The 23,071-nt window shown below is 61.8% G+C and carries 22 protein-coding genes and 1 pseudogene; 13 read left to right on the top strand and 10 right to left on the bottom strand.

The features are described 5' to 3' along the window. Nucleotides 1-14: 14 nt before the first annotated feature. From J1G37_RS04480 to coaBC, 3 genes and pseudogenes are all read right to left on the bottom strand, one after another. Nucleotides 15-1,430 (bottom strand): annotated as a pseudogene (locus tag J1G37_RS04480) (phosphomannomutase/phosphoglucomutase); the annotation flags it as partial. Nucleotides 1,431-1,676: 246 nt separating this feature from the next. Next, a complete protein-coding gene (gene dut, locus J1G37_RS04485; RefSeq protein WP_124526915.1) occupies nt 1,677-2,132 on the bottom strand; it encodes a dUTP diphosphatase in 456 nt (151 codons plus the stop codon). Between the two features lie 5 nt (nt 2,133-2,137). Then, nucleotides 2,138-3,346 carry a bifunctional phosphopantothenoylcysteine decarboxylase/phosphopantothenate--cysteine ligase CoaBC gene (gene coaBC, locus J1G37_RS04490; protein ID WP_015886530.1) on the bottom strand — a complete coding sequence of 403 codons (1,209 nt, stop codon included), beginning with the start codon at nt 3,344-3,346 and terminating at the stop codon, nt 2,138-2,140. 145 nt (nt 3,347-3,491) lie between these two features. Between coaBC and radC the strand changes: the two genes are divergently transcribed. After that, entirely contained in the window at nt 3,492-4,166 is a 675-nt protein-coding gene (gene radC / locus J1G37_RS04495) for a DNA repair protein RadC (RefSeq protein ID WP_207040342.1), read from the top strand. Nucleotides 4,167-4,194: 28 nt separating this feature from the next. On the opposite strand, the gene J1G37_RS04500 is transcribed toward radC, so the two are convergent. Beyond that, nucleotides 4,195-5,787, bottom strand: a complete 1,593-nt coding sequence (locus J1G37_RS04500; protein WP_207040343.1) for an ABC transporter substrate-binding protein — start codon at nt 5,785-5,787, stop codon at nt 4,195-4,197. Nucleotides 5,788-6,245: 458 nt separating this feature from the next. Between J1G37_RS04500 and rpmB the strand changes: the two genes are divergently transcribed. Further along, complete coding sequence (gene rpmB, locus J1G37_RS04505) at nt 6,246-6,479, top strand: 50S ribosomal protein L28 (protein ID WP_019410280.1); 234 nt, start codon at nt 6,246-6,248, stop codon at nt 6,477-6,479. Between the two features lie 11 nt (nt 6,480-6,490). Further along, on the top strand, nt 6,491-6,646 hold the full coding sequence (rpmG, locus tag J1G37_RS04510; protein ID WP_003176906.1) for a 50S ribosomal protein L33: 156 nt from the start codon (nt 6,491-6,493) through the stop codon (nt 6,644-6,646). A 120-nt stretch (nt 6,647-6,766) separates the two neighbouring features. On the opposite strand, the gene J1G37_RS04515 is transcribed toward rpmG, so the two are convergent. Continuing rightward, nucleotides 6,767-7,129 (bottom strand): cupin domain-containing protein, encoded by a 363-nt coding sequence (locus J1G37_RS04515; protein WP_207040344.1) that lies wholly within the window; start codon nt 7,127-7,129, stop codon nt 6,767-6,769. Between the two features lie 230 nt (nt 7,130-7,359). Here J1G37_RS04515 and J1G37_RS04520 point away from each other — a divergent pair, with 230 nt between their 5' ends. Both J1G37_RS04520 and J1G37_RS04525 read left to right on the top strand, forming a co-directional pair. Beyond that, on the top strand, nt 7,360-8,853 hold the full coding sequence (locus tag J1G37_RS04520; RefSeq protein ID WP_207040345.1) for an aldehyde dehydrogenase: 1,494 nt from the start codon (nt 7,360-7,362) through the stop codon (nt 8,851-8,853). Nucleotides 8,854-9,010: 157 nt separating this feature from the next. Next, nucleotides 9,011-10,153, top strand: coding sequence for an MFS transporter (locus J1G37_RS04525; RefSeq protein WP_207040346.1), 1,143 nt, complete (start codon nt 9,011-9,013; stop codon nt 10,151-10,153). A gap of 125 nt (nt 10,154-10,278) precedes the next feature. Here the strand turns inward: J1G37_RS04525 and J1G37_RS04530 are convergent, their stop codons facing one another. Together J1G37_RS04530 and J1G37_RS04535 are read right to left on the bottom strand one after the other, a co-directional pair. Further along, a complete protein-coding gene (locus J1G37_RS04530; RefSeq protein ID WP_207040347.1) occupies nt 10,279-11,838 on the bottom strand; it encodes a phospholipase D family protein in 1,560 nt (519 codons plus the stop codon). A gap of 62 nt (nt 11,839-11,900) precedes the next feature. After that, nucleotides 11,901-13,325: a PLP-dependent aminotransferase family protein gene (locus J1G37_RS04535; RefSeq protein ID WP_017735773.1), complete on the bottom strand. Its 1,425-nt coding sequence runs from the start codon at nt 13,323-13,325 to the stop codon at nt 11,901-11,903. 166 nt (nt 13,326-13,491) lie between these two features. On the opposite strand from J1G37_RS04535, the gene J1G37_RS04540 reads away from it, so the two are divergent. Next, a complete protein-coding gene (locus J1G37_RS04540; RefSeq protein ID WP_207040348.1) occupies nt 13,492-13,716 on the top strand; it encodes a DUF1127 domain-containing protein in 225 nt (74 codons plus the stop codon). Here the strand turns inward: J1G37_RS04540 and J1G37_RS04545 are convergent, their stop codons facing one another. After that, nucleotides 13,717-15,009, bottom strand: coding sequence for an FAD-binding oxidoreductase (locus J1G37_RS04545; RefSeq protein ID WP_207040349.1), 1,293 nt, complete (start codon nt 15,007-15,009; stop codon nt 13,717-13,719). A 115-nt stretch (nt 15,010-15,124) separates the two neighbouring features. Here J1G37_RS04545 and J1G37_RS04550 point away from each other — a divergent pair, with 115 nt between their 5' ends. Next, on the top strand, nt 15,125-15,478 hold the full coding sequence (locus tag J1G37_RS04550; protein WP_016975913.1) for a YkgJ family cysteine cluster protein: 354 nt from the start codon (nt 15,125-15,127) through the stop codon (nt 15,476-15,478). 113 nt (nt 15,479-15,591) lie between these two features. Here J1G37_RS04550 and J1G37_RS04555 read toward each other — a convergent pair whose 3' ends face one another. Then, nucleotides 15,592-16,080: an Lrp/AsnC ligand binding domain-containing protein gene (locus J1G37_RS04555; protein ID WP_003176896.1), complete on the bottom strand. Its 489-nt coding sequence runs from the start codon at nt 16,078-16,080 to the stop codon at nt 15,592-15,594. 155 nt (nt 16,081-16,235) lie between these two features. Between J1G37_RS04555 and dadA the strand changes: the two genes are divergently transcribed. The 6 genes from dadA (at nt 16,236) to J1G37_RS04585 (ending at nt 22,331) form a co-directional block, all read left to right on the top strand. Continuing rightward, nucleotides 16,236-17,537 (top strand): D-amino acid dehydrogenase, encoded by a 1,302-nt coding sequence (gene dadA / locus J1G37_RS04560; protein WP_207040350.1) that lies wholly within the window; start codon nt 16,236-16,238, stop codon nt 17,535-17,537. After that, nucleotides 17,509-17,862, top strand: a complete 354-nt coding sequence (locus J1G37_RS04565) for a RidA family protein (protein ID WP_207040351.1) — start codon at nt 17,509-17,511, stop codon at nt 17,860-17,862. The genes dadA and J1G37_RS04565 overlap by 29 nt, the downstream gene beginning before the upstream one ends. Before the next feature lie 78 nt (nt 17,863-17,940). Then, the gene (alr, locus tag J1G37_RS04570; RefSeq protein WP_207040352.1) at nt 17,941-19,014 is read left to right on the top strand and encodes an alanine racemase; all 1,074 of its coding nucleotides are present in this window, start codon (nt 17,941-17,943) and stop codon (nt 19,012-19,014) included. A 116-nt stretch (nt 19,015-19,130) separates the two neighbouring features. Continuing rightward, the gene (locus J1G37_RS04575; protein WP_003176893.1) at nt 19,131-19,679 is read left to right on the top strand and encodes a cupin domain-containing protein; all 549 of its coding nucleotides are present in this window, start codon (nt 19,131-19,133) and stop codon (nt 19,677-19,679) included. Between the two features lie 181 nt (nt 19,680-19,860). After that, nucleotides 19,861-20,271 carry a c-type cytochrome gene (locus tag J1G37_RS04580; RefSeq protein ID WP_026136673.1) on the top strand — a complete coding sequence of 137 codons (411 nt, stop codon included), beginning with the start codon at nt 19,861-19,863 and terminating at the stop codon, nt 20,269-20,271. 137 nt (nt 20,272-20,408) lie between these two features. Further along, nucleotides 20,409-22,331: an acetyl-CoA hydrolase/transferase family protein gene (locus J1G37_RS04585; RefSeq protein ID WP_207040353.1), complete on the top strand. Its 1,923-nt coding sequence runs from the start codon at nt 20,409-20,411 to the stop codon at nt 22,329-22,331. Nucleotides 22,332-22,476: 145 nt separating this feature from the next. Here J1G37_RS04585 and J1G37_RS04590 read toward each other — a convergent pair whose 3' ends face one another. After that, nucleotides 22,477-23,049, bottom strand: coding sequence for a xanthine phosphoribosyltransferase (locus J1G37_RS04590; RefSeq protein ID WP_124526902.1), 573 nt, complete (start codon nt 23,047-23,049; stop codon nt 22,477-22,479). Nucleotides 23,050-23,071: the final 22 nt, after the last annotated feature.

The raw sequence follows: 23,071 nt of genomic DNA on the forward strand, positions 1-23,071 counted from the left end.
CGGTGCAAAAAAAATCAGAACGGTAATTGGAGATCAGGGGCAACACGTTTCAACTGGGCGTGGAACACGTCCTTGATGCGCTGCAACTCGGCCTCGGTATCCGCCTCGAAACGCAGGACCAGCACCGGTGTGGTGTTGGACGCGCGAACCAGGCCCCAGCCCTTGGCGTAGTCGACTCGCACACCATCAATGGTGGTCAGGTTGGCGCCTTCGCCCCATTGCGCATCGTGCAGTGCGTCAATGATGCTGAATTTGCTCTCCTCGGTCACATGGATATTGATCTCTGGCGTAGAAATATCATTCGGGAAGGTCTGAAACAGCTCTTCAGCCGTGGATTTTTCCTTGCTGAGGATCTCCAGCAGACGAGCGGCGCTGTAAATGCCGTCGTCAAAGCCGAACCAGCGCTCCTTGAAGAACACGTGGCCGCTCATTTCGCCGGCCAACAGGGCGCCGGTTTCCTTCATTTTCTTTTTGATCAACGAGTGACCGGTCTTCCACATTAGCGGGCGGCCGCCATATTCCTTGATCAGCGGGGTGAGGCGGCGGGTGCACTTCACGTCAAAGATGATCTCGGCGTTGGGGTTGCGCGCCACCACGTCACGGGCGAACAGCATCAGCAGGCGATCGGGGAACACGATCTCGCCGGTTTCGGTCACCACGCCCACGCGGTCACCGTCGCCGTCAAAGGCCAGGCCGACGTCAGCCCCGGTTTCCTTGACCTTGGCGATCAGATCCACCAGGTTCTCTGGCTTGCCCGGGTCTGGGTGGTGGTTGGGGAAGTTGCCGTCAACGTCGCAGAACAGCGGGATCACTTCGCAGTTCAGCGCTTCGAGCAGTTGCGGGGCGATCACGCCGGCCGCGCCGTTGCCGCAATCCACCACTACTTTGAGGCGGCGTGCGAGTTTGACGTCGCGGGTGATTTCATCCGAGTAGCGCTGCAGGATGTCGACCTTGGTGATGCTGCCCTTGCCACTGGTCAGGTCGTTGGTCTTCAGGCGCGTGTGCAGGGCCTGGATCTGCTCGTTGGCGAGGGTATCGCCGGCGATGACGATCTTAAAGCCGTTGTAGTCCGACGGGTTATGGCTGCCGGTGAGCATGACCCCGGACTTGCCGGCCAGTACGTTGGCGGCGTAGTACAGCGCAGGCGTTGGCACCAGGCCGACGTCGCTGACGTGGCAGCCGCTGTCGGCCAGGCCCTGGATCAATTGCTCGACCAGCTCAGGGCCGGACAGGCGGCCGTCACGGCCCACCGAGACGTTCGGCTCATCCTGGGCCAGGCTCTGGGCGCCGATGGCACGGCCGATCCAGTAGGCGGTTTCGGCGGTCAGGGTCTTGGGCACTACGCCACGGATGTCATAGGCGCGAAAGATGCTGTCGGGAAATGCTGGGGCTACGCGGGCTGCGGTACTCATCGCGGGGGGGAACTCCATCTGAAGGGGGCAATGCTGGCCGTAAAGCGGCTGACCGGCAGGTTCAAACTGAAGGGTATGACGGCTTTTTTGGCGCAGAGTTCGTGGTGCAAAAGTGCCATCGGCGCAGTGGCTCCGTGCTTTTCTCTGCGTAATGCATTGATTTCGCTGGGGAAATCTCGCTGATTAGAACCGCGCATTCTTCATCCTGAAAAGCCATGCGGTGGCGTCGGACCGGGCTGGGGTGCCCGGCCTGATTCAGCTTAGTCAGTGGCTGCCGGAATGGCCAAAGCCGCCTGCGCCGCGTTGTGTTTCAGCAAATTCCTCGACCAGTTCGAAGTGCGCCTGCACCACTGGCACCAGTACCAGCTGGGCGATGCGCTCGCCAACGACGATGTTGAAGGCGGTCTGGCCACGGTTCCAGCACGACACCATCAGCTCGCCCTGGTAGTCCGAGTCGATCAGGCCGACCAGGTTGCCCAGCACGATGCCGTGTTTATGGCCCAGGCCCGAGCGCGGCAGGATCAGTGCCGCCAGGCCAGGGTCGCCGACGTAGATCGACAGGCCCGTCGGAATAAGAATGGTCTGGCCCGGCTCGAGGACGGTGTCTTCCTTGAGCATGGCGCGCAGGTCCAGGCCGGCGGAGCCTGGAGTGGCGTAGGCCGGCAGCGGGAAGTCGGTGCCGATGCGAGGGTCGAGGATCTTGGCTTGCAAAGCGTGCATGGAAATTAAACCTGGTTCAGCCGTTGGGCGATAAAAGAGATCAGTTGGCGGGCAATCTTGCCCTTGCTGGTCTGGGCGAAAAGGGTCGCGTGCAGTTCGCGGTCGATCACGCTGCAAGCGTTTTCCTCGCTGTTGAAGCCGATGCTCGGGTTGGCGACATCGTTGGCAACGATCAGATCGAGGTTTTTGTCTTTCAATTTGCGTGCGGCGTAGTCCAGCAGGTGCTCGGTCTCGGCGGCGAAGCCGACACTGAACGGGCGGTCGGGACGCGTGGCGATGGTGGCCAGGATGTCCGGGTTGCGCACCATTTGCAGGAGCAGGCCGTCACCGCTCGTAGGGTCTTTCTTGAGCTTTTGCGGGGCGACGACTTCCGGTCGGTAGTCCGCAACCGCTGCCGAGGCGATAAACAGGTCGCAGGGAATGGCCGCTTCACAGGCCGCAAGCATGTCGCGGGCGCTGACCACGTCGATTCGCGTGACCCGATCAGGGGTTGGCAAATGCACTGGGCCGGTGATGAGGGTGACGCGAGCGCCTGCCTCGACCGCCGCTTCTGCCAAGGCAAAGCCCATTTTTCCTGAGCTATGGTTGGTGATGTAGCGCACCGGGTCGATGTTTTCCTGGGTCGGGCCGGCGGTAATCAACACGTGCTTGCCGGTCAGGGCCAGGTGCTGGAAGCATTCCGCCGCGCACAGCGCCAGGTCGGTGGCTTCCAGCATGCGGCCCATGCCGACGTCGCCGCAGGCTTGGCTGCCGGACGCCGGGCCGAACACTTTGAGGCCGCGGCTTTGCAGGAGTTGGGTGTTGGCCTGGGTCGCCGGGTCGCGCCACATGGCCTGGTTCATGGCCGGGGCGATGGCCACGGTGGCGTCGGTGGCCAGTACCAGGGTGGTCAGCAGGTCATCGGCGATGCCTTGGGCCAGGCGGGCGATCAGGTCGGCGGTGGCCGGGGCGATCAGCACCAGGTCGGCCCATTTGGCCAGCTCGATATGGCCCATGGCGGCTTCGGCTGCCGGGTCCAGCAGGTCGAGGTGAACCGGGTGGCCGGACAGCGCTTGCATGGTCAGCGGGGTGATGAACTCACTGCCGCCGCGTGTCATGACCACGCGCACTTCGGCGCCCTGGTCCAGGAGCCTGCGAACCAGTTCTGCGCTCTTGTAGGCGGCAATGCCGCCGCCGACGCCGAGAACGATGCGTTTCCGATACAGACGCTGCATTGGTTTGCCTTTCCAGTTCAGTGATGCCAGTTCAGTGACGCCTGCGATGCCCCCTCCCCAGGGGAAATCACATGCAAAAAAGAGGGCTTACGATAACACAGCGCCCGTCGGGCAACAGCGGCGCACATGCGGAGAGGGAGGTGGGATGAGTATTCGAGACTGGCCTGTGGCGGAACGGCCACGGGAGAAACTGTTGGAGTGGGGCGCGGCAAGCCTGTCTGACGCCGAGCTGTTGGCGATCTTCCTGCGCACCGGGGTTTCCGGCAGGAGTGCGGTGGACCTGGCACGGCACCTGTTGGCACAGTTTGGCGGCTTGCGCCCGCTGCTGGAGGCTGGCCAGGCGTTGTTCAGCCAGCATCTGGGGTTGGGGCCGGCGAAGTTTGCGCAGTTGCAGGCGGTGCTGGAGATGGCTCGACGGCATATGGCAGAGCGCTTGCGCAGTGAATCGGTGCTGGAAAGCCCGGTCGCCGTACGTGATTACCTCAAGGCGTTATTGCGTCATGAGCCCCATGAGGTCTTCGGCTGCCTGTTTCTCGATTCGAAGCATCGGGTGCTGGGGTTCGAGGCGTTGTCCCAAGGCACTATCGATACCGCCGTGGTCTACCCTCGGCAGGTGGTCAAGCGGGCCCTGGCATACAACGCCGCGGCGTTGATTCTGTGTCACAACCATCCTTCCGGTAGCCTTGAGCCCAGTGCCGCTGATCGAAAACTGACCAAGTTGCTGCAAAAAGCCTTGGAAGTGGTGGATGTGCGGGTGCTGGATCACATCATCGTCGGGGACGGAGACCCGTTGTCGATGGCGGAATACGGCTGGATGTAACCCCGCCCCAGGAGGGCGGGGCGAGTGCTCAAGGCTTGACGCTGACCTTCGAGAAATCCTGGCGGCCGAACGGGCTTACCTGGTAGCCCTCGACAGCTTTGCTTGCGAGGGCAAACGCGGTCGGGTGCGCCAGCGGCAGCCACAACGCCTGCTGCTGGATCTGCACCTGGGCCTGCTGGTACAGCTTGCTGCGCACCCCTTGCTCGTTGGTGGTCTTGCCGGCGCTGATCAGCTTGTCCAGGGCCGGGTCGCAGTAGCGGGCGAAGTTGGTGCCGGACTTCACCGCCGCGCAAGAGAACTGCGGCGTCAGGAAGTTATCCGGGTCGCCATTGTCGCCGGCCCAGCCCATGAACAGCAGGTCGTGTTCACCGGCCTTGGCGCGGCGAATCAGTTCGCCCCATTCGATCACGCGGATCTCGGCCTGGATGCCGACTTTAGCCAGGTCGGCTTGCAACAATTGCGCGCCGAGGTTGGGGTTGGGGTTCAGCAGGCTGCCGGTCGGGCGCGTCCAGATGGTGGTCTTGAAGCCGTCCTTGAGCCCGGCACGGTCCAGCAAGGCCTTCGCTTTGGCGAGGTCCTGTGGATAACCCGGCAGATCCTTGGCATAGCCCCAGGTGTTGGGCGGGTAGGGGCCGTTGGCGGCTTCGGCGGTGCCTTCAAACACGGCCTTGAGGTAGCTAGCCTTGTCGAAGGCCAGGTTGATCGCCTGGCGTACTTCGGGCTTGTCCAGCGGCGGGTGCTGGCTGTTGATGGCGACGAATGCGGTCATGAAGGCCGGGGTTTTCTCGACCTTGAGCGCCGGGTCCTTTTCGGCCTCGCCCACATCCAGGGGCTTGGGCGACAGGGCGATCTGGCATTCATCGCGGTGCAGTTTCTGCAGGCGCACGTTGGCGTCCGGGGTGATGGCGAAGATCAAGTTATCCACAGGCGGTTTGCCGGCGAAGTAATCCGGGTTGGCCTTGTAGCGCACCACGGCGTCTTTCTGGAAGCGGCTGAAGATGAACGGCCCGGTACCGATCGGCTGGCTGTTGAGCTTCTCCGGCGTGCCGGCCTTGAGCAGTTTGTCGGCGTATTCGGCCGGGTAGATCGAGGCAAAACCCATGCTCAGGGCGGCGAGGAACGTGGAGTCGGCGTGGTCCAGGGTGAAGCGCACGGTCAGCGGGTCGAGGGCATCGATCTTCTTTACCAGCGTCGGCAGTTGCAGCGACTGCGCGTGTGGGAAGCCGCTCTGGGCGATCTTGTGCCACGGGTTGGCGGGGTCGAGCATGCGTTCGAAGCTGAAGCGCACGTCTTCGGCGGTCAGGGTGCGGCTGGGGGTGAAGTATTCGGTGCGGTGGAATTTCACGTCCGGGTGCAGCTTGAAGGTGTAGGTCAGGCCATCTGGCGACACCTCCCAGCTGTCCGCCAGGCTCGGCACCAGCTTGCCGCTGGCGGCGTCGTAGTCCACCAGGCGGTTCATCAGCACGTCGGCCGAGGCGTTGGTGGTGGTCAATGAGTTGTATTGCACCACATCGAACCCTTCGGGGCTGGCCTCGGTGCAGACGCTCAGGTTGCTGGCGGCAGAGGCCAGCGGGGCGATAAAGAGAGGGGCTAGCAATAGCGGTAGGGCAGCGAGGCGCATGTTCGGTTTCCTTTGCAGATCGAAGGCCCATCTGCGAGTGCAGTCTGGAAAAGTCCTACCGTAGAGGTCTGATTGATAAATGACTAGCCCATTTTTGCCTGTGCTTTTGCTTCAAATGCTGTTTTCATGGCGCCTCAGCGCGTTCCGCTGCGCACTTTGCCGTGCGCGTGGGCGCTGTAAATCATTCGGTGCGACGAGCGGTCGGCTGTGACAGCGGCCCCTCCTGGCAACGGTTCAGGTGTGTTTTGCCTAGATTTACGCCGGTAAAAACACACGGGCTGTTGTTGCACTAGGGTCTTTCTGGTATAAAGCAGCGCTCTTTTCTAGGGGCCCGGTTCCTTCGCTTGTAGGTGTAGCCGGTAAGACCCTAAAGAAACGCGGCGCCTGGCGCCAAATGACTGAGAGATTAAGCGGCCAACCCATGCCGGGTTGGGCATGTGGTTTTAGAGGGCTGAGGCATGTCGAGAGTATGTCAAGTTACCGGTAAGGGTCCGGTGACTGGGAATAACATTTCCCACGCAAATAACAAAACCCGTCGTCGTTTCCTGCCAAACCTGCAGCATCACCGCTTCTGGGTTGAAGAAGAGAAACGTTTTGTTCGTCTGCGCGTATCTGCTAAAGGCATGCGCATCATCGACAAGCGTGGCATCACTGTCGTGCTGGCCGAAATCCGCCGCGCTGGCAAGATCTAAGGAGCTCTATCATGCGTGAATTGATTCGAATGATCTCTAGCGCCGGTACTGGTCACTTCTACACTACCGACAAGAACAAGCGTACTACCCCGGACAAGCTCGAAAAGAAAATGTTCGACCCGCGCGTTCGCAAGCACGTGATCTACAAAGAAGGCAAAATCAAGTAATTGATTTTCTTCCTTGTGAAAAAAAGCCCGTATCTCACGATGCGGGCTTTTTTTTGCCTGATCGTTCCCACGCTCTGCGTGGGAACGCCGCCTCGGACGCTCCGCGTCCCGCCGTCTTGATCAGGCCTTCTGTTCAAACACCACGTAGATCTTGCGGCACGGCTCCAGTACTTCCCAGGTGCCGCTGAAACCGGCCGGGATCACGAAGCGGTCGCCGCTGCGTAAGGTCTTGGCGTTGCCGTCCCCATCGCGTAGCACCGAAACGCCCTGCACAATCTCGCAGTACTCGTGCTCGGTGTAGTTGACCTTCCACTGCCCGACTTCACCTTCCCAGACGCCTGCGCTCATCTGGCCGCACGGGCTGTTGTAGTGGTTGTAGATCGTTTGCTCGGGGTCGCCCTTGAGGATTTTCTCGGCGGCGGGGCGGTAACGGTCGGCGGGGGTCTTGGCTTGGCTGAAGTCGACGATGTCCTGGATGCTCATGTGCGTGTCCCGTCTGGCCTGCGGTTGGGGAGCCCAAAGTCTATGTTTATTAAAATGAACATCGCAAGGGCGTTTGCCGGCGTTATGTCAAATATATTGAAACATCCCCAGCCGCTGGTTTAGGGTGGCAGCTGCCTTGAGCCGAACAGCAGGCTGGCCGGGCAAGAATTCTTTGAGGCTGCCGGGGGATATCGCCTGGCCCTTGTATTCAATAAGAGGAGGACACTCGCATGACCACCCTGACCCGTGCCGACTGGGAACAACGCGCCAAGGACCTGAAGATCGAAGGTCGCGCCTACATCAATGGTGAATACACCGCTGCTGCTGCCAATGGCACCTTCGAATGCATCAGCCCGGTCGATGGCCGCCTACTGGCCACTGTTGCCAGCTGTGACGACACTGACGCCCAGCGCGCCGTGGAAAATGCCCGCGCCACTTTCAATTCCGGTGTCTGGTCGCGCCTCGCGCCGGCCAAGCGCAAAGCCACCATGATCCGTTTCGCCGCGCTGCTCAAGGCCAATGCCGAAGAGCTGGCGCTGCTCGAAACCCTGGACATGGGCAAGCCGATCAGCGATTCCCTGAACATCGACGTGCCCGGCGCCGCCAACGCGTTGAGCTGGAGCGGCGAGGCCATCGACAAGATCTACGATGAAGTCGCGGCCACCCCTCATGACCAGCTTGGGCTAGTGACGCGTGAGCCAGTCGGCGTTGTCGCCGCCATCGTGCCGTGGAACTTCCCATTGATGATGGCCTGCTGGAAGCTCGGCCCGGCGCTGTCCACCGGTAACTCGGTGATCCTCAAACCGTCCGAAAAATCCCCACTGACCGCCATCCGCATCGCTGCCCTGGCCGTTGACGCGGGTATTCCAAAAGGCGTATTCAACGTGCTGCCGGGCTATGGCCACACCGTGGGCAACGCGTTGGCGCTGCACATGGATGTCGACACCCTGGTGTTCACCGGTTCCACCAAGATCGCCAAGCAACTGTTGATCCGCTCCGGCGAATCGAACATGAAGCGCGTGTGGCTGGAAGCCGGCGGCAAGAGCCCGAACATCGTGTTCGCCGATGCCCCGGACCTGCAAGCCGCCGCCGAATCTGCCGCAGGTGCCATCGCCTTCAACCAGGGCGAAGTCTGCACCGCCGGTTCGCGCCTGCTCGTCGAGCGCTCCATCAAGGACAAATTCCTGCCGCTGGTGATCGAAGCCCTCAAGGGCTGGAAGCCAGGCAATCCGCTGGACCCGGCCACCAATGTCGGCGCGCTGGTGGACACCCAGCAGATGAATACCGTGCTGTCCTATATCGAAGCCGGCCACGCTGACGGCGCCAAATTGGTCGCGGGCGGCAAGCGCACCCTGGAAGAAACCGGCGGCACCTACGTCGAGCCGACGATTTTCGACGGCGTGACCAACGCGATGAAGATCGCCAAGGAAGAGATCTTCGGGCCGGTCCTGTCGGTGATCACCTTCGACAGCGCCGAAGAAGCCATCGCCATCGCCAACGACACCATCTACGGCCTGGCCGCAGCGGTGTGGACGGCGGATATTTCCAAGGCGCACCTGACCGCCAAGGCCCTGCGCGCCGGTAGCGTGTGGGTCAACCAATACGACGGCGGCGACATGACCGCACCGTTTGGTGGCTTCAAGCAGTCGGGTAATGGCCGCGACAAGTCGCTGCATGCGTTCGATAAGTACACCGAGCTGAAATCTACCTGGATCAAGCTGTAACTTTCAGGGCTCACCGCAAGTAAAAATGTGGGAGCGGGCTTGCTCGCGAATACGGTGTATCAGTACCAGATGAGCTGGCTGACCCACCGCATTCGCGAGCAAGCCCGCTCCCACAGTGTTTTAGGTGTTCTTGAGAATTATCCACAGGAGCGTGGCAATGCGTTGGGCGACTTATTTCGCCGTCCTGGCGTCGGTACTCAGCGTCGGCCTGGCCCTGGGTGTCAGCATGCCGCTGGTATCCCTGCGCCTTGAAGGCTGGGGCTACGGCAGCTTCGCCATCGGTGTAATGGCCGCGATGCCGGCCTTTGGCGTACTGCTGGGCGCGAAGGTCTCCAGCCGCATGGCCTCCTGGCTGGGCACTGCCAACCTGATGCGCCTGTGTTTGTGGGCCGGCGCGGTGTCCATCGGTTTGCTGGCAATCCTGCCCAGCTACCCGGTGTGGCTGGTGCTGCGGCTGATGATCGGGGTGATCCTGACCATCGTGTTTATCCTCGGCGAAAGCTGGATCAACCAATTGGTGGTGGAGCAGTGGCGCGGCCGGCTGGTGGCGTTGTACGGCTGCAGTTACGCCCTGAGCCAGCTGTCCGGGCCGTTGCTGTTGGGCGTGATCGGCACCGACCATGATTACGGCTTCTGGGTCGGCGTTGGCCTGTTGGTGGTCGCGCCCGTGCTGTTGCTGGGGCGCTCCGGCGCGCCGACCGCCGAGTCGTTCAGCGTGACCTTTGCCGACCTATGGCGCTTCTGTCGGAGCCTACCGGCGATTGCCTGGGCGGTGGCACTGTTCGCCGCGTTCGAGGCGATGATTCTCACGCTGCTGCCGGTGTATTGCCTGCAACAGGGATTCACTGCCGAGATTGCCTTGGCGATGGTCAGCACCGTGGTGGTGGGGGATGCGTTGCTGCAATTGCCCATTGGCGCACTGGCTGACTACCTGCCGCGACGCTCGCTGTTCCTGGCGTGCGCGGTGCTGTTGCTGGTGTCGAGCCTGGCCATTCCGCTGCTGCTGCACACGCCGCTGATCTGGCCGGTGTGGGTGGTGTTCGGTGCCAGTGCTGGCGGCTTGTTTACCTTGTCGCTGATCCTGATCGGCGAGCGTTACCGCGACGATGCGCTGGTGCGGGCGAATGCCCATGTGGCGCAGTTGTGGGGCATCGGCTGCCTGATCGGGCCGTTGGTCGCGGGTGCGGGGAGCCAGTGGATCAGCGGGCATGCGTTGCCGTGGTTGATGGCGGCGGGAGCATTGGGCTTGGTGCTGTTGTTGCTGCGCCAAGGCGCGTTCGGGGTCACGCAGCCAGCCTGATTTGAAATGCGGTCAAAAATGTGGGAGCGGGCTTGCTCGCGAATGCGGTGTTTCAGAAGCACATTCAGTGACTGACACTCCGCATTCGCGAGCAAGCCCGCTCCCACATTGGATCCTCGCTGTTTTTAGAGCATGCGTTCCAGGCCGATAGATGTGGCAAACCATGCGTTGAACCGACGCCACCAACTCCCTGGCTCCCGGGTCAGGGTGTGCAATTGGCCGTCATCCTCCGTCACCCATACCACCTGCCCATCCTGCAACTTCGCCTCATAACTCAACGCCGGCGCCATGCCCTGCAACGCCAGGTTGCGCACGTGTTCCGCCAATTCAGGACTGTCCACCAGCACACCCACCTCGGTGTTCCACAGCACCGAACGCGGGTCGAAATTGAACGAGCCGATGAAGGACTTTTCCCGATCAAAGATCATCGCCTTGCTGTGCAGGCTCGAATCCGAGCCTCGGTAGGTGCCGCGTCGAAACAGGTGCGGCCCGCTGCCGCCGCCATCTCCCGGCTGGCGGCGCAACTCATAGAGCTTCACCCCATGTTCCAGCAGCGCCTTGCGGTACGGCGCATAGCCCCCGTGCACGGCCGGTACGTCGGTGGCTTCCAGGGCGTTGGTCAACAGGCTCACCGACACCCCCGCGTCCGCGCGACCGGTCAGGTACACCAGCCCGGGCTCGCCCGGCACAAAGTACGCCGAGATCATCATCAGCTCGTGGTTGACCCCTTCCAGTTCCGGCGCCAGTTGGGTGGTCAGCAGCAATCGAGGGTCGGGCTCGGCGGTGGCCAATACTTTACTCGGCGCATCCCACAGCGCCTGGTTCCAGGCCCAGATCAGTTCGCGCCGCCAGGTGTCCATGCGTGGCTGGGTCTGGTAGGTGCGCAGACGGTTGTACAGCGCGTGGTTCTGCTGGCGTGATTCGGCCAGCGACGCTTCCAGGCGCTCGCGCACGGCGCTCAGGTCGCCTTTGGACGGGCTGATGGAGACAAAGTCATCAATCGGCTTGCTCAGGGCGCTGTTCCAGTACTGGTCGAAGCTGTGCCCGAGCTGCTCGGCCACCGGGCCCACGCTGAGCATGTCGATGTCGGTGAAATTCAGGTTGGGTTCGGCGTCGAAATACTCATCGCCCAAATTGCGCCCGCCTACGATGGCGACACTGTTGTCGGCCAGCCACAGCTTGTTGTGCATGCGCCGGTGTTGCAGCGACAGGTTGAACAGGCGCCCCATCGCCCGCGTCACGCCGGTGCTGCGCCCCAGGTGCAGCGGGTTGAACAGGCGAATTTCGATCTTGGGGTGGGCGGCAAGGGTGGCGATGATCTGGTCGAGGCCGTCGCTGGTGGTGTCGTCCAGCAGGATGCGGATGCGTACGCCACGGTCGGCGGCCTTGAGCAGCTCATCCACAAGCATGCGCGTGCTGATGCCGTCGTGGACGATGTAATACTGCAAATCGAGGCTGGTCTGGGCGTTGCGGATCAATTCGGCGCGGGCCATGAAGGCTTCGCTGCTGTTGGGCAGCAGGCGAAACCCGGAGCGGCCCTGGTAAGGCGCGGCCTGGGCATGGATCGAGCGGCCGAATGACGATTGCGCGGCGGGCAGGGCGTCGCTGGGGATACGCGGTGTGGTCACCGTGGCGCAGCCGCCCAGGGCGCCCAGCAGGAGAAGCGGGAGTAGCCGTCGAATCATCAAGGGAGTCGCTTCCGGGTCAGGGCGGTTGTAGGCATATGACGACCATTTCCCGCGAAAGGTCAGTCCACCGTGTCGGCCAGCAGCTTGATCGCGGCGGCGCCGACCTTGCGCACGGCTTCTTCAATCTGCGGGGTTGGCTTGGCAGCGTAGTTCATGCGCAGGCAGTTCCGGTATTTGCCGGAGGCCGAAAAGATGCTGCCCACGGCCACCTGTACGCCTTGTTCCATCAGCACCCGGTTGAGCTTCAGCGTATCGAAGCCGTCTGGCAGCTCGATCCACAGCATAAAGCTGCCTTGTGGCCGACTGGCCCGCGTACCCGCAGGGAAGTAACGGCTGACCCAATCGAGCATCAAGTCGCGATTGCGCTGGTATTGGGTGCGCATCCGCCGCAAATGCGGTTCGAAATGACCGCTTTTGAGAAACTCGGCAATGGCGATCTGCGGTTGGGTCGCGGTGGAGCCGGTGCTGATGTATTTCATGTGCAGCACCCGTTCCAGGTAACGCCCCGGCGCTACCCAGCCAATGCGCAGGCCCGGGGCCAGGGTTTTCGAGAACGAACTGCACAGCAGCACGCGGCCATCTTCGTCGAAGGATTTGATCGTGCGCGGGCGCGGGTAGCTGTAGGCCAATTCGCCATACACATCGTCTTCGATGATCGCCACGTCAAAGCGCTGGGCCAGGGTCAGCAGTGCCCGCTTGCGCGCTTCCGGCATGATGTAGCCCAGGGGGTTGTTGCAGTTGGGGGTCAGCTGGATGACCTTGATCGGCCACTGTTCCAGGGCCAGTTCCAGGGCTTCGAGGCTGATACCGGTGATGGGGTCGGTGGGGATTTCCAGGGCTTTCATGCCCAGGCCCTTGAGGGTTTGCATGGCGCCGTGAAAGCTCGGCGAGTCCACCGCGACGATATCCCCGGGCTCACAAATGGCGTGGATGCTGGCGGACAGTGCCTCGTGGCAGCCGGTGGTGATCACGATGTCGTCGGCGTTCAGTTGGCAGCCGGAATCCAATGACAGTCGGGCGATCTGCTCACGCAATTCCATACAGCCCATGATGTTGTCGTAATACAGCCCCGGCAGATCCTGGCGACGGCTCACGCGGGCCAGGCTGCGCAGCAGGGGCTTGAGGGTCGGCGACAATACATCCGGCATGCCTCGGCCCATCTGTATGACATCTTTGCGCGGGACAGCGCGAATCAGTTCCAGCACCTGGTCCCACTGGGAAATATCCACCGGGCGTTGGGCCGGGCGCCCGATCTCTGGCAGGGCCGGCAGCTCGCGGCCGACCGGCACAAAGTAGCCGGACTTGGGCTTGGGCATCGCCATGCCGTTGTCTTCCAGCAAACGATAGGCCTGTTGCACGGTGCTCAGGCTGACCCCGTGTTCCACGCTCAAGGCCCGTACGGAGGGCAGGCGATCGCCGGGGCGATAGAAGCCTTGTTCGATACGGGTGCCCAATAGTTCGGCGAGGTTCACATAGAGGGTCATGGTGGTCGCTCCCAGGAGACCGGTACAGATGCAGCGAAAATACAGGATTCAGCCCCCTATAGGCAGTGTCTGTATGGATTTAATAAAAAATGATTGAATCTGTAATGGTTTTGCCCGCGCGCCCATCCTAGTCACTCATGGCAACAGGCAACTGAGGGGCAACACAATGAGCGGCATGAGCGATGTGCGGTTGGCGTTACGGGGTCAGGAATTGGAAGCGGGGCAGGGACGCGCGCTGGCGGCGCCGGCCAGCAGCCGCTGGAGTCTGTTCTGGCATCGCCGCCACACCCGCAAGGCCTTGCTGGAGCTGACCGTCGAGCAACTGCGGGACATTGGCCTCAGCGCAGAACAGGCGCGCCAGGAAGGGGTTAAACCGTTCTGGCGCGGCTGATCACACCAGCTCTTTGAGCCGGTGCCAGAGCATGCCCAAGGCCAGCAGCGGCGAGCGCAGATGCTTGCCGCCGGGGAAGGTAATGTGCGGCACCTGGGCGAACAGGTCGAAGCGCCCCTGTTGCTGGCCGCTGATGGCTTCGGCCAGCAGCTTGCCCGCCAGGTGCGTGGCGTTGAGTCCGTGGCCGGCGTAGGCCTGGGCGTAATACACGTTGGGTTGGTCGGGCAGCCGGCCGATCTGCGGCAGGCGGTTGGCGCCGATGCCGATCATGCCGCCCCACTGGTAGTCGATCTTCACCTCGGCCAGTTGCGGGAACACCTTGAGCATTTTCGGACGCATATAGGCGCCGATGTCCTGCGGATCGCGGCCGGAATAGTGACAGGCACCGCCGAACAGCAGGCGTCGGTCGGCGGACAGGCGGAAGTAGTCCACTGTCACCCGCTGGTCGCACACAGCCATGTTTTGTGGCAACAGTTGGGCGGCCTGGGCTTCGCTCAACGGTTCGGTGGCGATGATGTAACTGCCGGCCGGCAGCACTTTGCCACTGAGTTGCGGGTTCAAGCCATTCAGATAGGCGTTGCAGGCCAGCACCAGGGTCTTGGCGCGCACGTTGCCGTGGGCGGTGTGCACGTTGGCCTCGGGGCCGTAGTCGATACGGGTGACTGCGGATTGTTCGAACAACTGCACGCCGAGTTGCTGCGCGGCGGCGGCTTCACCCAGCGCCAGGTTCAGCGGGTGCAGATGGCCGGAGCCCATGTCGATCATGCCGCCCACGTAACGGTCGGAGCCGATCACGCTGTTCATCTCGCCAGCGCTCAGCAGCCGTACTTCGTGGCGATATCCCAGGCTGCGCAACTCGTCGGCGTCTTCGGCCAGGCCGTGCAGGTCGCGGGGCTTGTTGGCGAGGTCGCAGTAGCCCCAGGTCAAATCGCAGGGGATCTGGAAGCGCTCGACGCGCTCGCGCACGATCTCCACGGCTTCCAGGCCCATCAATTTCATCTGGCGCACGCCGTCGGTGCCGATCACGTTGGCGAACTGGTCCAGGCCGTGGCCGACGCCACGGATCAACTGCCCACCGTTGCGCCCGCTGGCGCCCCAGGCGATCTTGCGTGCTTCCAGCAGTACCACGCGAAAACCCCGTTCGGCCAGTTCCAGGGCGGTGTTCAACCCGGAAAACCCACCGCCGACCACGCACACATCGGCCGTGATTTCGCCGGTCAATGCCGGGTAATCGGGTTGCGGCACGCTGCTGGCTGCGTAGTAGGACGTGGTGTGCCGGGCGCTGGCGGTCATGGGGAGCATCCCTGTTTGGAAAATTTGACGCAGGATACAGCGGTCGGACGAAGCTGTCTGCGCAGGGCGTTTTGCGGCAGAATCCACGTCTATTCGCCGTTCGGTACGTGTTTCGATGAGTTGCAACAGTCAGAAAATCAGTGCGCTGCGCCGGCAGATTCCTTCGTTCGAGTGCGTCCCGGGTTGCCATGATTGCTGTGGGCCAGTGACCACCTCGCCCGAGGAAATGTCGCGCCTGCCGCGCAAGACCGCAGCCGAGCAGGACGCGGCCATGGACGAGCTGAACTGTGTGCACCTGGGGCCCAACGGCTGCACGGTGTATGACGAGCGGCCGTTGATCTGCCGATTGTTTGGCACCACCAAGACCTTGCCGTGCCCCAATGGGCGGCGGCCGGTGGAGCTGATTCATCCGCGGGTGGAGAAGCAGATTCATGAGTACATGGCGAGCACCCGGCAGGTGTTGGTCTAGCGGGTGTACGCGGTTAAAAAATGTGGGAGCTGGCTTGCCTGCGATGGCGGTGGATCAGTCACCACCGCTATCGCAGGCAAGCCAGCTCCCACAGTTGACCGAGTTTTATCTGGTTAATCAGGGATCGGCAGGTTCAGGCTCTCCTTCACCTCTTCCATCACGATATAGCTCTTGGACTCCCGCACATGGGGCAACTTGAGCAAGATATCGCCCAGCAGTTTGCGGTACGAGGCCATCTCGGAAATCCGCGCTTTCACCAGGTAGTCGAAGTCCCCTGACACCAAGTGGCACTCCAGCACGTGGGGCAGTTTCAGCACCGCGCGGCGGAACTCCTCAAAGGTGTCGCCGGACTTGTAATCCAGGCTGATCTCGACAAATACCAGCAAACTCCCCTTCAAATGCTGGGGGTTGAGCCGCGCGTTGTAGCCCATGATGATCCCTTCACGCTCCAGCCGGCGCACGCGCTCGGTGCACGGCGTGGTCGACAGCCCGACCTTTTCCCCCAGCTCAGTGAACGAAATGCGCCCGTCGGTTTGCAGGATGCGCAGGATGTTGCGGTCGATCTTGTCCAGCTCCCGCTTGGTCTGGGTGTTGGTACGCATAGGGGATACGCCTCTGTGAAAAGGGTTTTTGCCGAGAATTGTCGCCAAATATAGGCGGTTATATAGTGAAATGCACTGGCAATAGTTTTTTACACTGCGCTCATCATTGCTCGAATAACACACGTCGGCGGTCAAGCCGCGATGAGGATATAAAAATGCGCGTTCTGGTCTTGGGTAGCGGCGTCATTGGGGTGACCAGTGCCTACTATTTGGCGCGGGCCGGCTTTGAAGTGGTCGTGGTCGACCGTCAGCCCGCCGCTGCGATGGAAACCAGTTTCGCCAACGCCGGCCAGGTGTCCCCAGGCTACGCCTCGCCATGGGCCGCGCCAGGCGTGCCGCTCAAGGCCATCAAGTGGTTGCTGCAGCGCCACGCGCCGCTGGCGATCAAGGCCACCGCCGATATTGATCAATACCTGTGGATGGCGCAGATGCTGCGCAACTGCACCGCCAGCCGCTATGCCGTGAACAAAGAGCGCATGGTGCGCCTGTCCGAGTACAGCCGTGACTGCCTCGACGAACTGCGCGCCGAAACCGGTATTGCCTACGAAGGCCGCAGCCTGGGGACTACCCAACTGTTCCGCACCCAGGCCCAACTGGATGGCGCCGCCAAGGACATCGCCGTACTGAAAGAGTCCGGCGTGCCGTTCGAACTGCTCGACCGCGCCGGCATTGCCCGTGTAGAGCCAGCCCTGGCCAGTGTCACCGACATTCTCGCCGGTGCCCTGCGCCTGCCGAATGACCAGACCGGCGACTGCCAGATGTTCACCACGCGCCTGGCCGAAATGTGCAGGCAGCTGGGCGTGGAGTTCCGCTTCGAACAAGACATCCAGCGCCTCGACTACGCTGGCGAACGCATCAACGGCGTGTGGATCGACGGCAAGCTGGAAACCGCCGACCGCTACGTGCTGGCCCTCGGCAGCTACTCGCCGAAGCTGCTCAAGCCGCTGGGGATCAAGGCGCCGGTGTACCCGCTCAAGGGTTACTCGCTGACTGTGCCGATCACCAACCCGGCGATGGCACCGACGTCGACCATTCTCGACGAGACCTACAAGGTTGCGATCACCCGTTTCGACAACCGCATCCGCGTCGGCGGCATGGCGGAAATCGCCGGTTTTGACCTGTCGCTGAACCCGCGCCGACGCGAAACCCTGGAGATGATCGTCAACGACCTTTATCCTCAGGGCGGCGATTTGAGCGAGGCCACCTTCTGGACCGGCCTGCGCCCGACCACACCCGACGGCACGCCGATTGTCGGTGCCACGCCGTTCAAGAACCTGTTCCTGAACACCGGCCACGGCACCCTCGGTTGGACCATGGCCTGTGGCTCGGGCCGCTTGCTGGCCGACCTGATGGCGAAGAAAACCCCACAGATCAGCGCCGCAGGCCTCGATATTTCCCGTTACGGCAACCACCAGGAGTCCGCACAACATGTCAATCCAGCGCCAGCTCACCAATGAGCACATGAGCCAGATCGTTGTCCACAGCGGTACCGTGTATCTGGCCGGGCAAGTCGGCGACGACATGAATGCCGGGATTGAACAGCAGACCCGTGAAACCCTGGCCAATATCGAGCGTTTGCTGGACCTGGCCGGCACCGACAAGACCCGGTTGCTGTCGGTGACGATCTACTTGAAGGACATCGATGCCGATTTCACCGGCATGAACGCGGTGTGGGACAAGTGGCTGCCCAAAGGCGTCGCCCCGGCCCGCGCCACGGTTGAAGCCAAGCTGTGCGAACCGGAAATCCTGGTAGAGCTGTCCGTCGTGGCCGCACTGCCGTAAACCCAGATCCTCTCCCGGTGCCGACGATATTGGGCGGCACCGGTTTTTCTTCACTCTGCCGCCTAGAAGCCTGCCGCCATGCGTCCTGCCCGTGCCCTGATCGATCTCCAAGCCCTGCGCCACAACTACCAATTGGCCCGTGAAGTCACGGGGGCCAAGGCCCTTGCCGTGGTCAAGGCCGATGCCTACGGCCATGGCGCCGTGCGCGTGGCCCAGGCGCTGGAAGCCGAAGCCGACGGCTTTGCCGTGGCGTGCATCGAAGAAGCGTTGGAGCTGCGCGCTGCCGGTATTCGTGCGCCGGTGTTGCTGCTGGAAGGTTTTTTCGAAGCCAGTGAGCTGCCGCTGATCAACGAACATGATCTGTGGTGTGTGGTGCATTCGCTGTGGCAGTTGGACGCGATCGAGCAAGCCCGCTTGAGCAAGCCGCTGACCATCTGGCTCAAGCTGGATTCGGGCATGCATCGCGTCGGCCTGCATCCCAAGGACTACCACGAGGCGTACCAGCGCCTGCTGGCCAGCGGCAAAGTCGCCAAGATCGTATTGATGAGCCACTTCGCCCGCGCCGATGAACTCGATTGCGTGCGCAGCGATGAGCAAGTGGCCGTATTTGAAGCGGCGCGTCAGGGCTTGTCCGCTGAGGTCAGCCTGCGCAACTCTCCGTCGGTGATGGGCTGGCCGAACGTAACCAGCGACTGGGTACGCCCCGGCATCATGCTGTATGGCGCCACGCCGTTTGGCGAGGACCAGGCCGTGGCCGCACGTTTGCAGCCGGTAATGACCCTGGAATCGAAAGTGATCTGCGTACGCGAACTGCCGGCCGGCGAGCCGGTGGGTTACGGCGCGCGGTTCATCACGCCCAAGCCGATGCGCATCGGTGTGGTGGCCATGGGTTATGCCGACGGCTACCCGCGTCATGCGCCGACCGGTACGCCGGTGCTGGTGGCCGGGCAGCGCAGCCAATTGCTGGGTCGCGTGTCCATGGACATGCTGTGCGTCGACCTGACGGACGTGCCCCAGGCCGGCCTCGGTGCAACGGTGGAGCTGTGGGGCAAAAATATCCTTGCCAGCGACATCGCCGTGGCGGCGGAAACCATTCCCTACCAGATCTTCTGCAACCTGCGCCGGGTGCCAAGGCTCTATTCCGGCGACTGAGCGCCAGGCACGAACGTCGCTACCCGGGATTTAGGCCCAAGTGTTGTAAATACTGAACGCTGTCGCCATGATAACGCTCAATTACAACAAAGCCTGAATCCTAGGAGGCTCCTGCATTGGACGTCGGCGAACGACTGCAATCCATCCGTAAACTGAAGGGTCTTTCCCAGCGCGAGCTCGCCAAGCGCGCGGGTGTCACCAACAGCACCATTTCGATGATCGAAAAAAACAGCGTCAGCCCCTCGATCAGCTCCTTGCGCAAGGTGCTGGGCGGCATCCCCATGTCCATGGTCGAGTTTTTTTCCGAGGAGATCCTCCAGGAAATACCGACGCAGATCGTCTATAAAGCCAATGAGCTGATCGACATCTCTGACGGCGCCGTGACCATGAAACTGGTAGGCCGGGCGCACCCAAGCCGGGCGATTGCGTTTCTCAACGAAATCTACCCGCCGGGCGCCGACACGGGCGAAGAAATGCTCACCCACGAAGGCGAAGAAACCGGGATTCTGGTGGAGGGCCGCCTGGAATTGGTGGTCGGTCTTGAAACTTTTGTGCTCGAAGCGGGCGATAGCTACTACTTTGAAAGCACCAAGCCCCATCGTTTTCGCAATCCGTTCGACGTGCCGGCGCGACTAATCAGCGCAGCCACACCCGCGAACTTTTAAGAAAAGAGGCGTGCTGCCAGCGTTGCAGACACACCCGCAGCCGTATCCGTGAAGCCGAATCTCCCTTTATTTAATAGGGTTGTTTCGGCCAGGCGGGCTAACCGTTATACTTTCGCCGCCTGCGAAACCGTGGCCGCAGGCGTGAATAGCCACCATTGAGGGTGAACGCGTGAACCTAATTATGAAAATGCTGGCTGCACCAGCAACCGTACTGGCCCTATGGGCTGTCAGCGCTCAAGCTGCGACCAATGACGACATTGCCAAGCGCCTGGAGCCTGTCGGCCAAGTCTGCGTCCAGGGCCAGGAATGCAAGGGGATGGAGGTCGCGGTTGTCGCTGGCGGCGGCGGGGCGAAAACCCCGGATGAGATCATCGCCAAGCACTGCAACGCCTGCCACAGCACTGGCCTGCTGGGCGCGCCGAAAATCGGCGACACCGCCGCCTGGAAAGAGCGCGCCGATCACCAGGGCGGCCTCGACGGCATCCTGGCCAAGGCGATCACCGGTATCAACGCCATGCCGCCGAAAGGCACCTGCGCTGATTGCTCGGATGACGACCTGAAAGGTGCCATCAAGAAGATGTCCGGGCTCTAATCCGCCGATCTTCGTCAAAAATGCCGCTTACGAGCGGCTTTTTTGTGCCCGCGATTTTTGTTTCAGGGCTGTTCTTTGCAGCAAACACACGCCACTCTCTGTCCAACCCCTAATCACGGAATGTTCAGGAGGGTCGGATGGTGCAGTTGTGTTCAATCGAGCAAGCAGTTGACGACGTATTGGCGCGCTTGCCGGCGCATATCCACATGGGCATGCCCCTGGGTCTGGGTAAGCCGAACCTGTTCGTCAATGCGCTGTACCGGCGCATCGCCCAGCTGCCGGAGCGGGCGCTGACGATCTACACCGCGCTCAGCCTCGGCCGCCCACCGCTGGGTGACGGCTTGCAGAAGCGTTTTCTCGAACCCTTTATCGAGCGGGTGTTTGGTGATTATCCCGAGCTGGATTTCCTCGCCGCCCTGCGCAAAGACAGCCTGCCCAAAAACATCCATGTGCAGCAGTTCTTCATGCAGCCCGGCAGCCTGCTCCACAGCACCTCGGCCCAGCAGGACTACGTGAGCAGCAATTACAGCCACGCCGCCCGCGATATCAACGCCGCCGGCCTGAACCTGGTGGCGCAACTGGTGGCCAGCAGCAGCGAACACCCCGATCGCCTGAGCCTGAGTTGCAACCCGGACATCACCCTCGATCTGCTGCCGATGATCACCAAGCGCCGCGATGCCGGCGAAACTATCCTGATCGTCGGCCAGGTCCATACCGATCTGCCCTACATGCCCGGCGATTCCGAGCTGGGTATGGACGCGTTCGATTACCTGATCGACGCAAAAGACAGCACCACGCTGTTCTCCACGCCAAATATGCCGGTGGGCTTCCAGGATCACTTTATCGGCCTGCATGCCAGCACCCTGGTGCGCGATGGCGGCACCTTGCAGATCGGCATCGGCTCCATGGGCGATGCGCTGACCGCTGCACTGTTGGCGCGCCAGGCCGACAACGAAGCTTATCGCTTGCTGCTGACCGACCTCGATGTGTATCAGTGGGCGCCATTGATCAGCCATGAAGGTGGCGTCGATCCCTTCGCCCGTGGCCTTTACGGTTGCAGCGAAATGTTCGTCAACGGCCTGTTGGTGTTGGCGGATGCCGGGATTGTGCGGCGTAAGGTCTACCCGGATGTGGCGACCCAGGAGCAAGCCAATGCTGGCCTGCTCGATGAGGCGGCACAACCCGATGGCGTCTCGATCCACGGCGGTTTCTTCCTCGGTCCGCGCAGTTTTTACCAGCGCCTACAGGAAATGACCCACAGCAAACGCCTTGAATTCAACATGACCCGCATCAGCTACATCAACGAGCTGTACGGCCAGGAACAACTCAAGCGCCTGCAACGCCTGGATGCGCGGTTTATCAACAGCGCGATCATGGTGACCTTGCTCGGCGCCGGTGTGGCTGACCAATTGGAAGATGGCCGCGTGCTTAGCGGTGTCGGCGGGCAATACAACTTCGTCGCCCAGGGCCATGCGCTGGAAGGTGCGCGGTCGATCCTGATCCTGCGCAGCTGGCGCGAATCGGCGGGGGAGGTCAGTTCCAATATCGTCTGGGACTACGGCCACTGCACCATTCCCCGACACCTGCGGGATATTGTCATCACCGAGTACGGCATCGCCGATTTGCGCGGTCAGACCGATGCCAAGGTGATCGAGGCGTTGCTCAATATCACCGACTCACGTTTCCAGGGCGATTTGATCGAGCAAGCGCAAAAGGCCGGCAAGTTGCCCAAGGATTTCCAGTTGGATGTGCGCTTTGCCGACAATACGCCGGAGCGCCTCAAGGCGATTCAGGCGCGGCATTCGCGGTTGTTCCCGGAGTATCCGCTGGGCAGCGATTTCAGCGATGAAGAGCGGGATCTGTTGCGCGCGTTGAACTGGCTCAAGAGCAAGTTCAAGCTGACGGAGATTTTGGAGTTGGGCAAGGCGGCATTGGATGCGCCGGAGCCGGAGGTGTTTCCCGGGCACTTGAAGCGGATGGGGTTGGATACCCCGGAGGGGCTCAAAGAAGATCTGTATCAGCGGCTCTTGCTCGCCGGCCTACAGGCCACCGCACACTAACAAACACCACAAAACCAACTGTGGGAGCTGGCTTGCCTGCGATAGCGGTGGTACAGCGACATTGATGTCGCCTGACACTCCGCTATCGCAGGCAAGCCAGCTCCCACATTTAACTGTGCCCACTTGAGAAGTGCAGTGTTGCCACTTACTCGATGAAGGTCACCACACCACCCGCCAGCGACTTCACCCGCGCCAGCGATTCAACCCGATAACCCTGCGCATCCAGCTCCGCACGGCCACCCTGGAACGACTTCTCGATCACTATCCCCAAGCCGGCGACGGTCGCGCCGGCCTGCTTGATGATCGAAATCAGCGCCTGGGACGCCTTGCCGTTGGCCAAAAAGTCGTCGATCACCAGCACGCGGTCGCTGCTGGTGAGGTGGCGCGGGGAGATCGCCACGGTGCTTTCCACCTGCTTGGTGAACGAGTAAACGGTCGCCGACAGCAGGTTTTCAGTCAGGGTCAGGGATTGGTGCTTGCGCGCAAAAATCACCGGTACGCCCAGGTTCAGGCCGGTCATGATCGCCGGCGCAATGCCCGAAGCTTCGATGGTGACGATCTTGGTGATGCCCGAGTCCTTGAACAGCGCAGCGAATTCGTCGCCGATCAGTTTCATCAGCGCCGGATCGATCTGGTGGTTCAGAAAGGCGTCGACCTTGAGTACCTGATCGGAAAGCACGATGCCTTCTTCGCGAATTTTCTTGTGCAGTGCTTCCACGAAAGCTTCCTCTGTTGACGCA

It is taken from the genome of Pseudomonas sp. Marseille-Q1929, assembly GCF_017316265.1.
GTDB lineage: Bacteria > Pseudomonadota > Gammaproteobacteria > Pseudomonadales > Pseudomonadaceae > Aquipseudomonas.

Excerpts from the sequence above, each read along its gene's own strand:
- dut (WP_124526915.1), bottom strand. The coding sequence starts at position 2,132 with ATGCACGCTTTGCAAGCCAAGATCCTCGACCCTCGCATCGGCACCGAC.
- coaBC (WP_015886530.1), bottom strand. The coding sequence starts at position 3,346 with ATGCAGCGTCTGTATCGGAAACGCATCGTTCTCGGCGTCGGCGGCGGC.
- radC (WP_207040342.1), top strand. The coding sequence starts at position 3,492 with ATGAGTATTCGAGACTGGCCTGTGGCGGAACGGCCACGGGAGAAACTG.
- J1G37_RS04500 (WP_207040343.1), bottom strand. The coding sequence starts at position 5,787 with ATGCGCCTCGCTGCCCTACCGCTATTGCTAGCCCCTCTCTTTATCGCC.
- rpmB (WP_019410280.1), top strand. The coding sequence starts at position 6,246 with ATGTCGAGAGTATGTCAAGTTACCGGTAAGGGTCCGGTGACTGGGAAT.
- rpmG (WP_003176906.1), top strand. The coding sequence starts at position 6,491 with ATGCGTGAATTGATTCGAATGATCTCTAGCGCCGGTACTGGTCACTTC.
- J1G37_RS04515 (WP_207040344.1), bottom strand. The coding sequence starts at position 7,129 with ATGAGCATCCAGGACATCGTCGACTTCAGCCAAGCCAAGACCCCCGCC.
- J1G37_RS04520 (WP_207040345.1), top strand. The coding sequence starts at position 7,360 with ATGACCACCCTGACCCGTGCCGACTGGGAACAACGCGCCAAGGACCTG.
- J1G37_RS04525 (WP_207040346.1), top strand. The coding sequence starts at position 9,011 with ATGCGTTGGGCGACTTATTTCGCCGTCCTGGCGTCGGTACTCAGCGTC.
- J1G37_RS04530 (WP_207040347.1), bottom strand. The coding sequence starts at position 11,838 with ATGATTCGACGGCTACTCCCGCTTCTCCTGCTGGGCGCCCTGGGCGGC.
- J1G37_RS04535 (WP_017735773.1), bottom strand. The coding sequence starts at position 13,325 with ATGACCCTCTATGTGAACCTCGCCGAACTATTGGGCACCCGTATCGAA.
- J1G37_RS04540 (WP_207040348.1), top strand. The coding sequence starts at position 13,492 with ATGAGCGGCATGAGCGATGTGCGGTTGGCGTTACGGGGTCAGGAATTG.
- J1G37_RS04545 (WP_207040349.1), bottom strand. The coding sequence starts at position 15,009 with ATGACCGCCAGCGCCCGGCACACCACGTCCTACTACGCAGCCAGCAGC.
- J1G37_RS04550 (WP_016975913.1), top strand. The coding sequence starts at position 15,125 with ATGAGTTGCAACAGTCAGAAAATCAGTGCGCTGCGCCGGCAGATTCCT.
- J1G37_RS04555 (WP_003176896.1), bottom strand. The coding sequence starts at position 16,080 with ATGCGTACCAACACCCAGACCAAGCGGGAGCTGGACAAGATCGACCGC.
- dadA (WP_207040350.1), top strand. The coding sequence starts at position 16,236 with ATGCGCGTTCTGGTCTTGGGTAGCGGCGTCATTGGGGTGACCAGTGCC.
- J1G37_RS04565 (WP_207040351.1), top strand. The coding sequence starts at position 17,509 with ATGTCAATCCAGCGCCAGCTCACCAATGAGCACATGAGCCAGATCGTT.
- alr (WP_207040352.1), top strand. The coding sequence starts at position 17,941 with ATGCGTCCTGCCCGTGCCCTGATCGATCTCCAAGCCCTGCGCCACAAC.
- J1G37_RS04580 (WP_026136673.1), top strand. The coding sequence starts at position 19,861 with ATGAAAATGCTGGCTGCACCAGCAACCGTACTGGCCCTATGGGCTGTC.
- J1G37_RS04585 (WP_207040353.1), top strand. The coding sequence starts at position 20,409 with ATGGTGCAGTTGTGTTCAATCGAGCAAGCAGTTGACGACGTATTGGCG.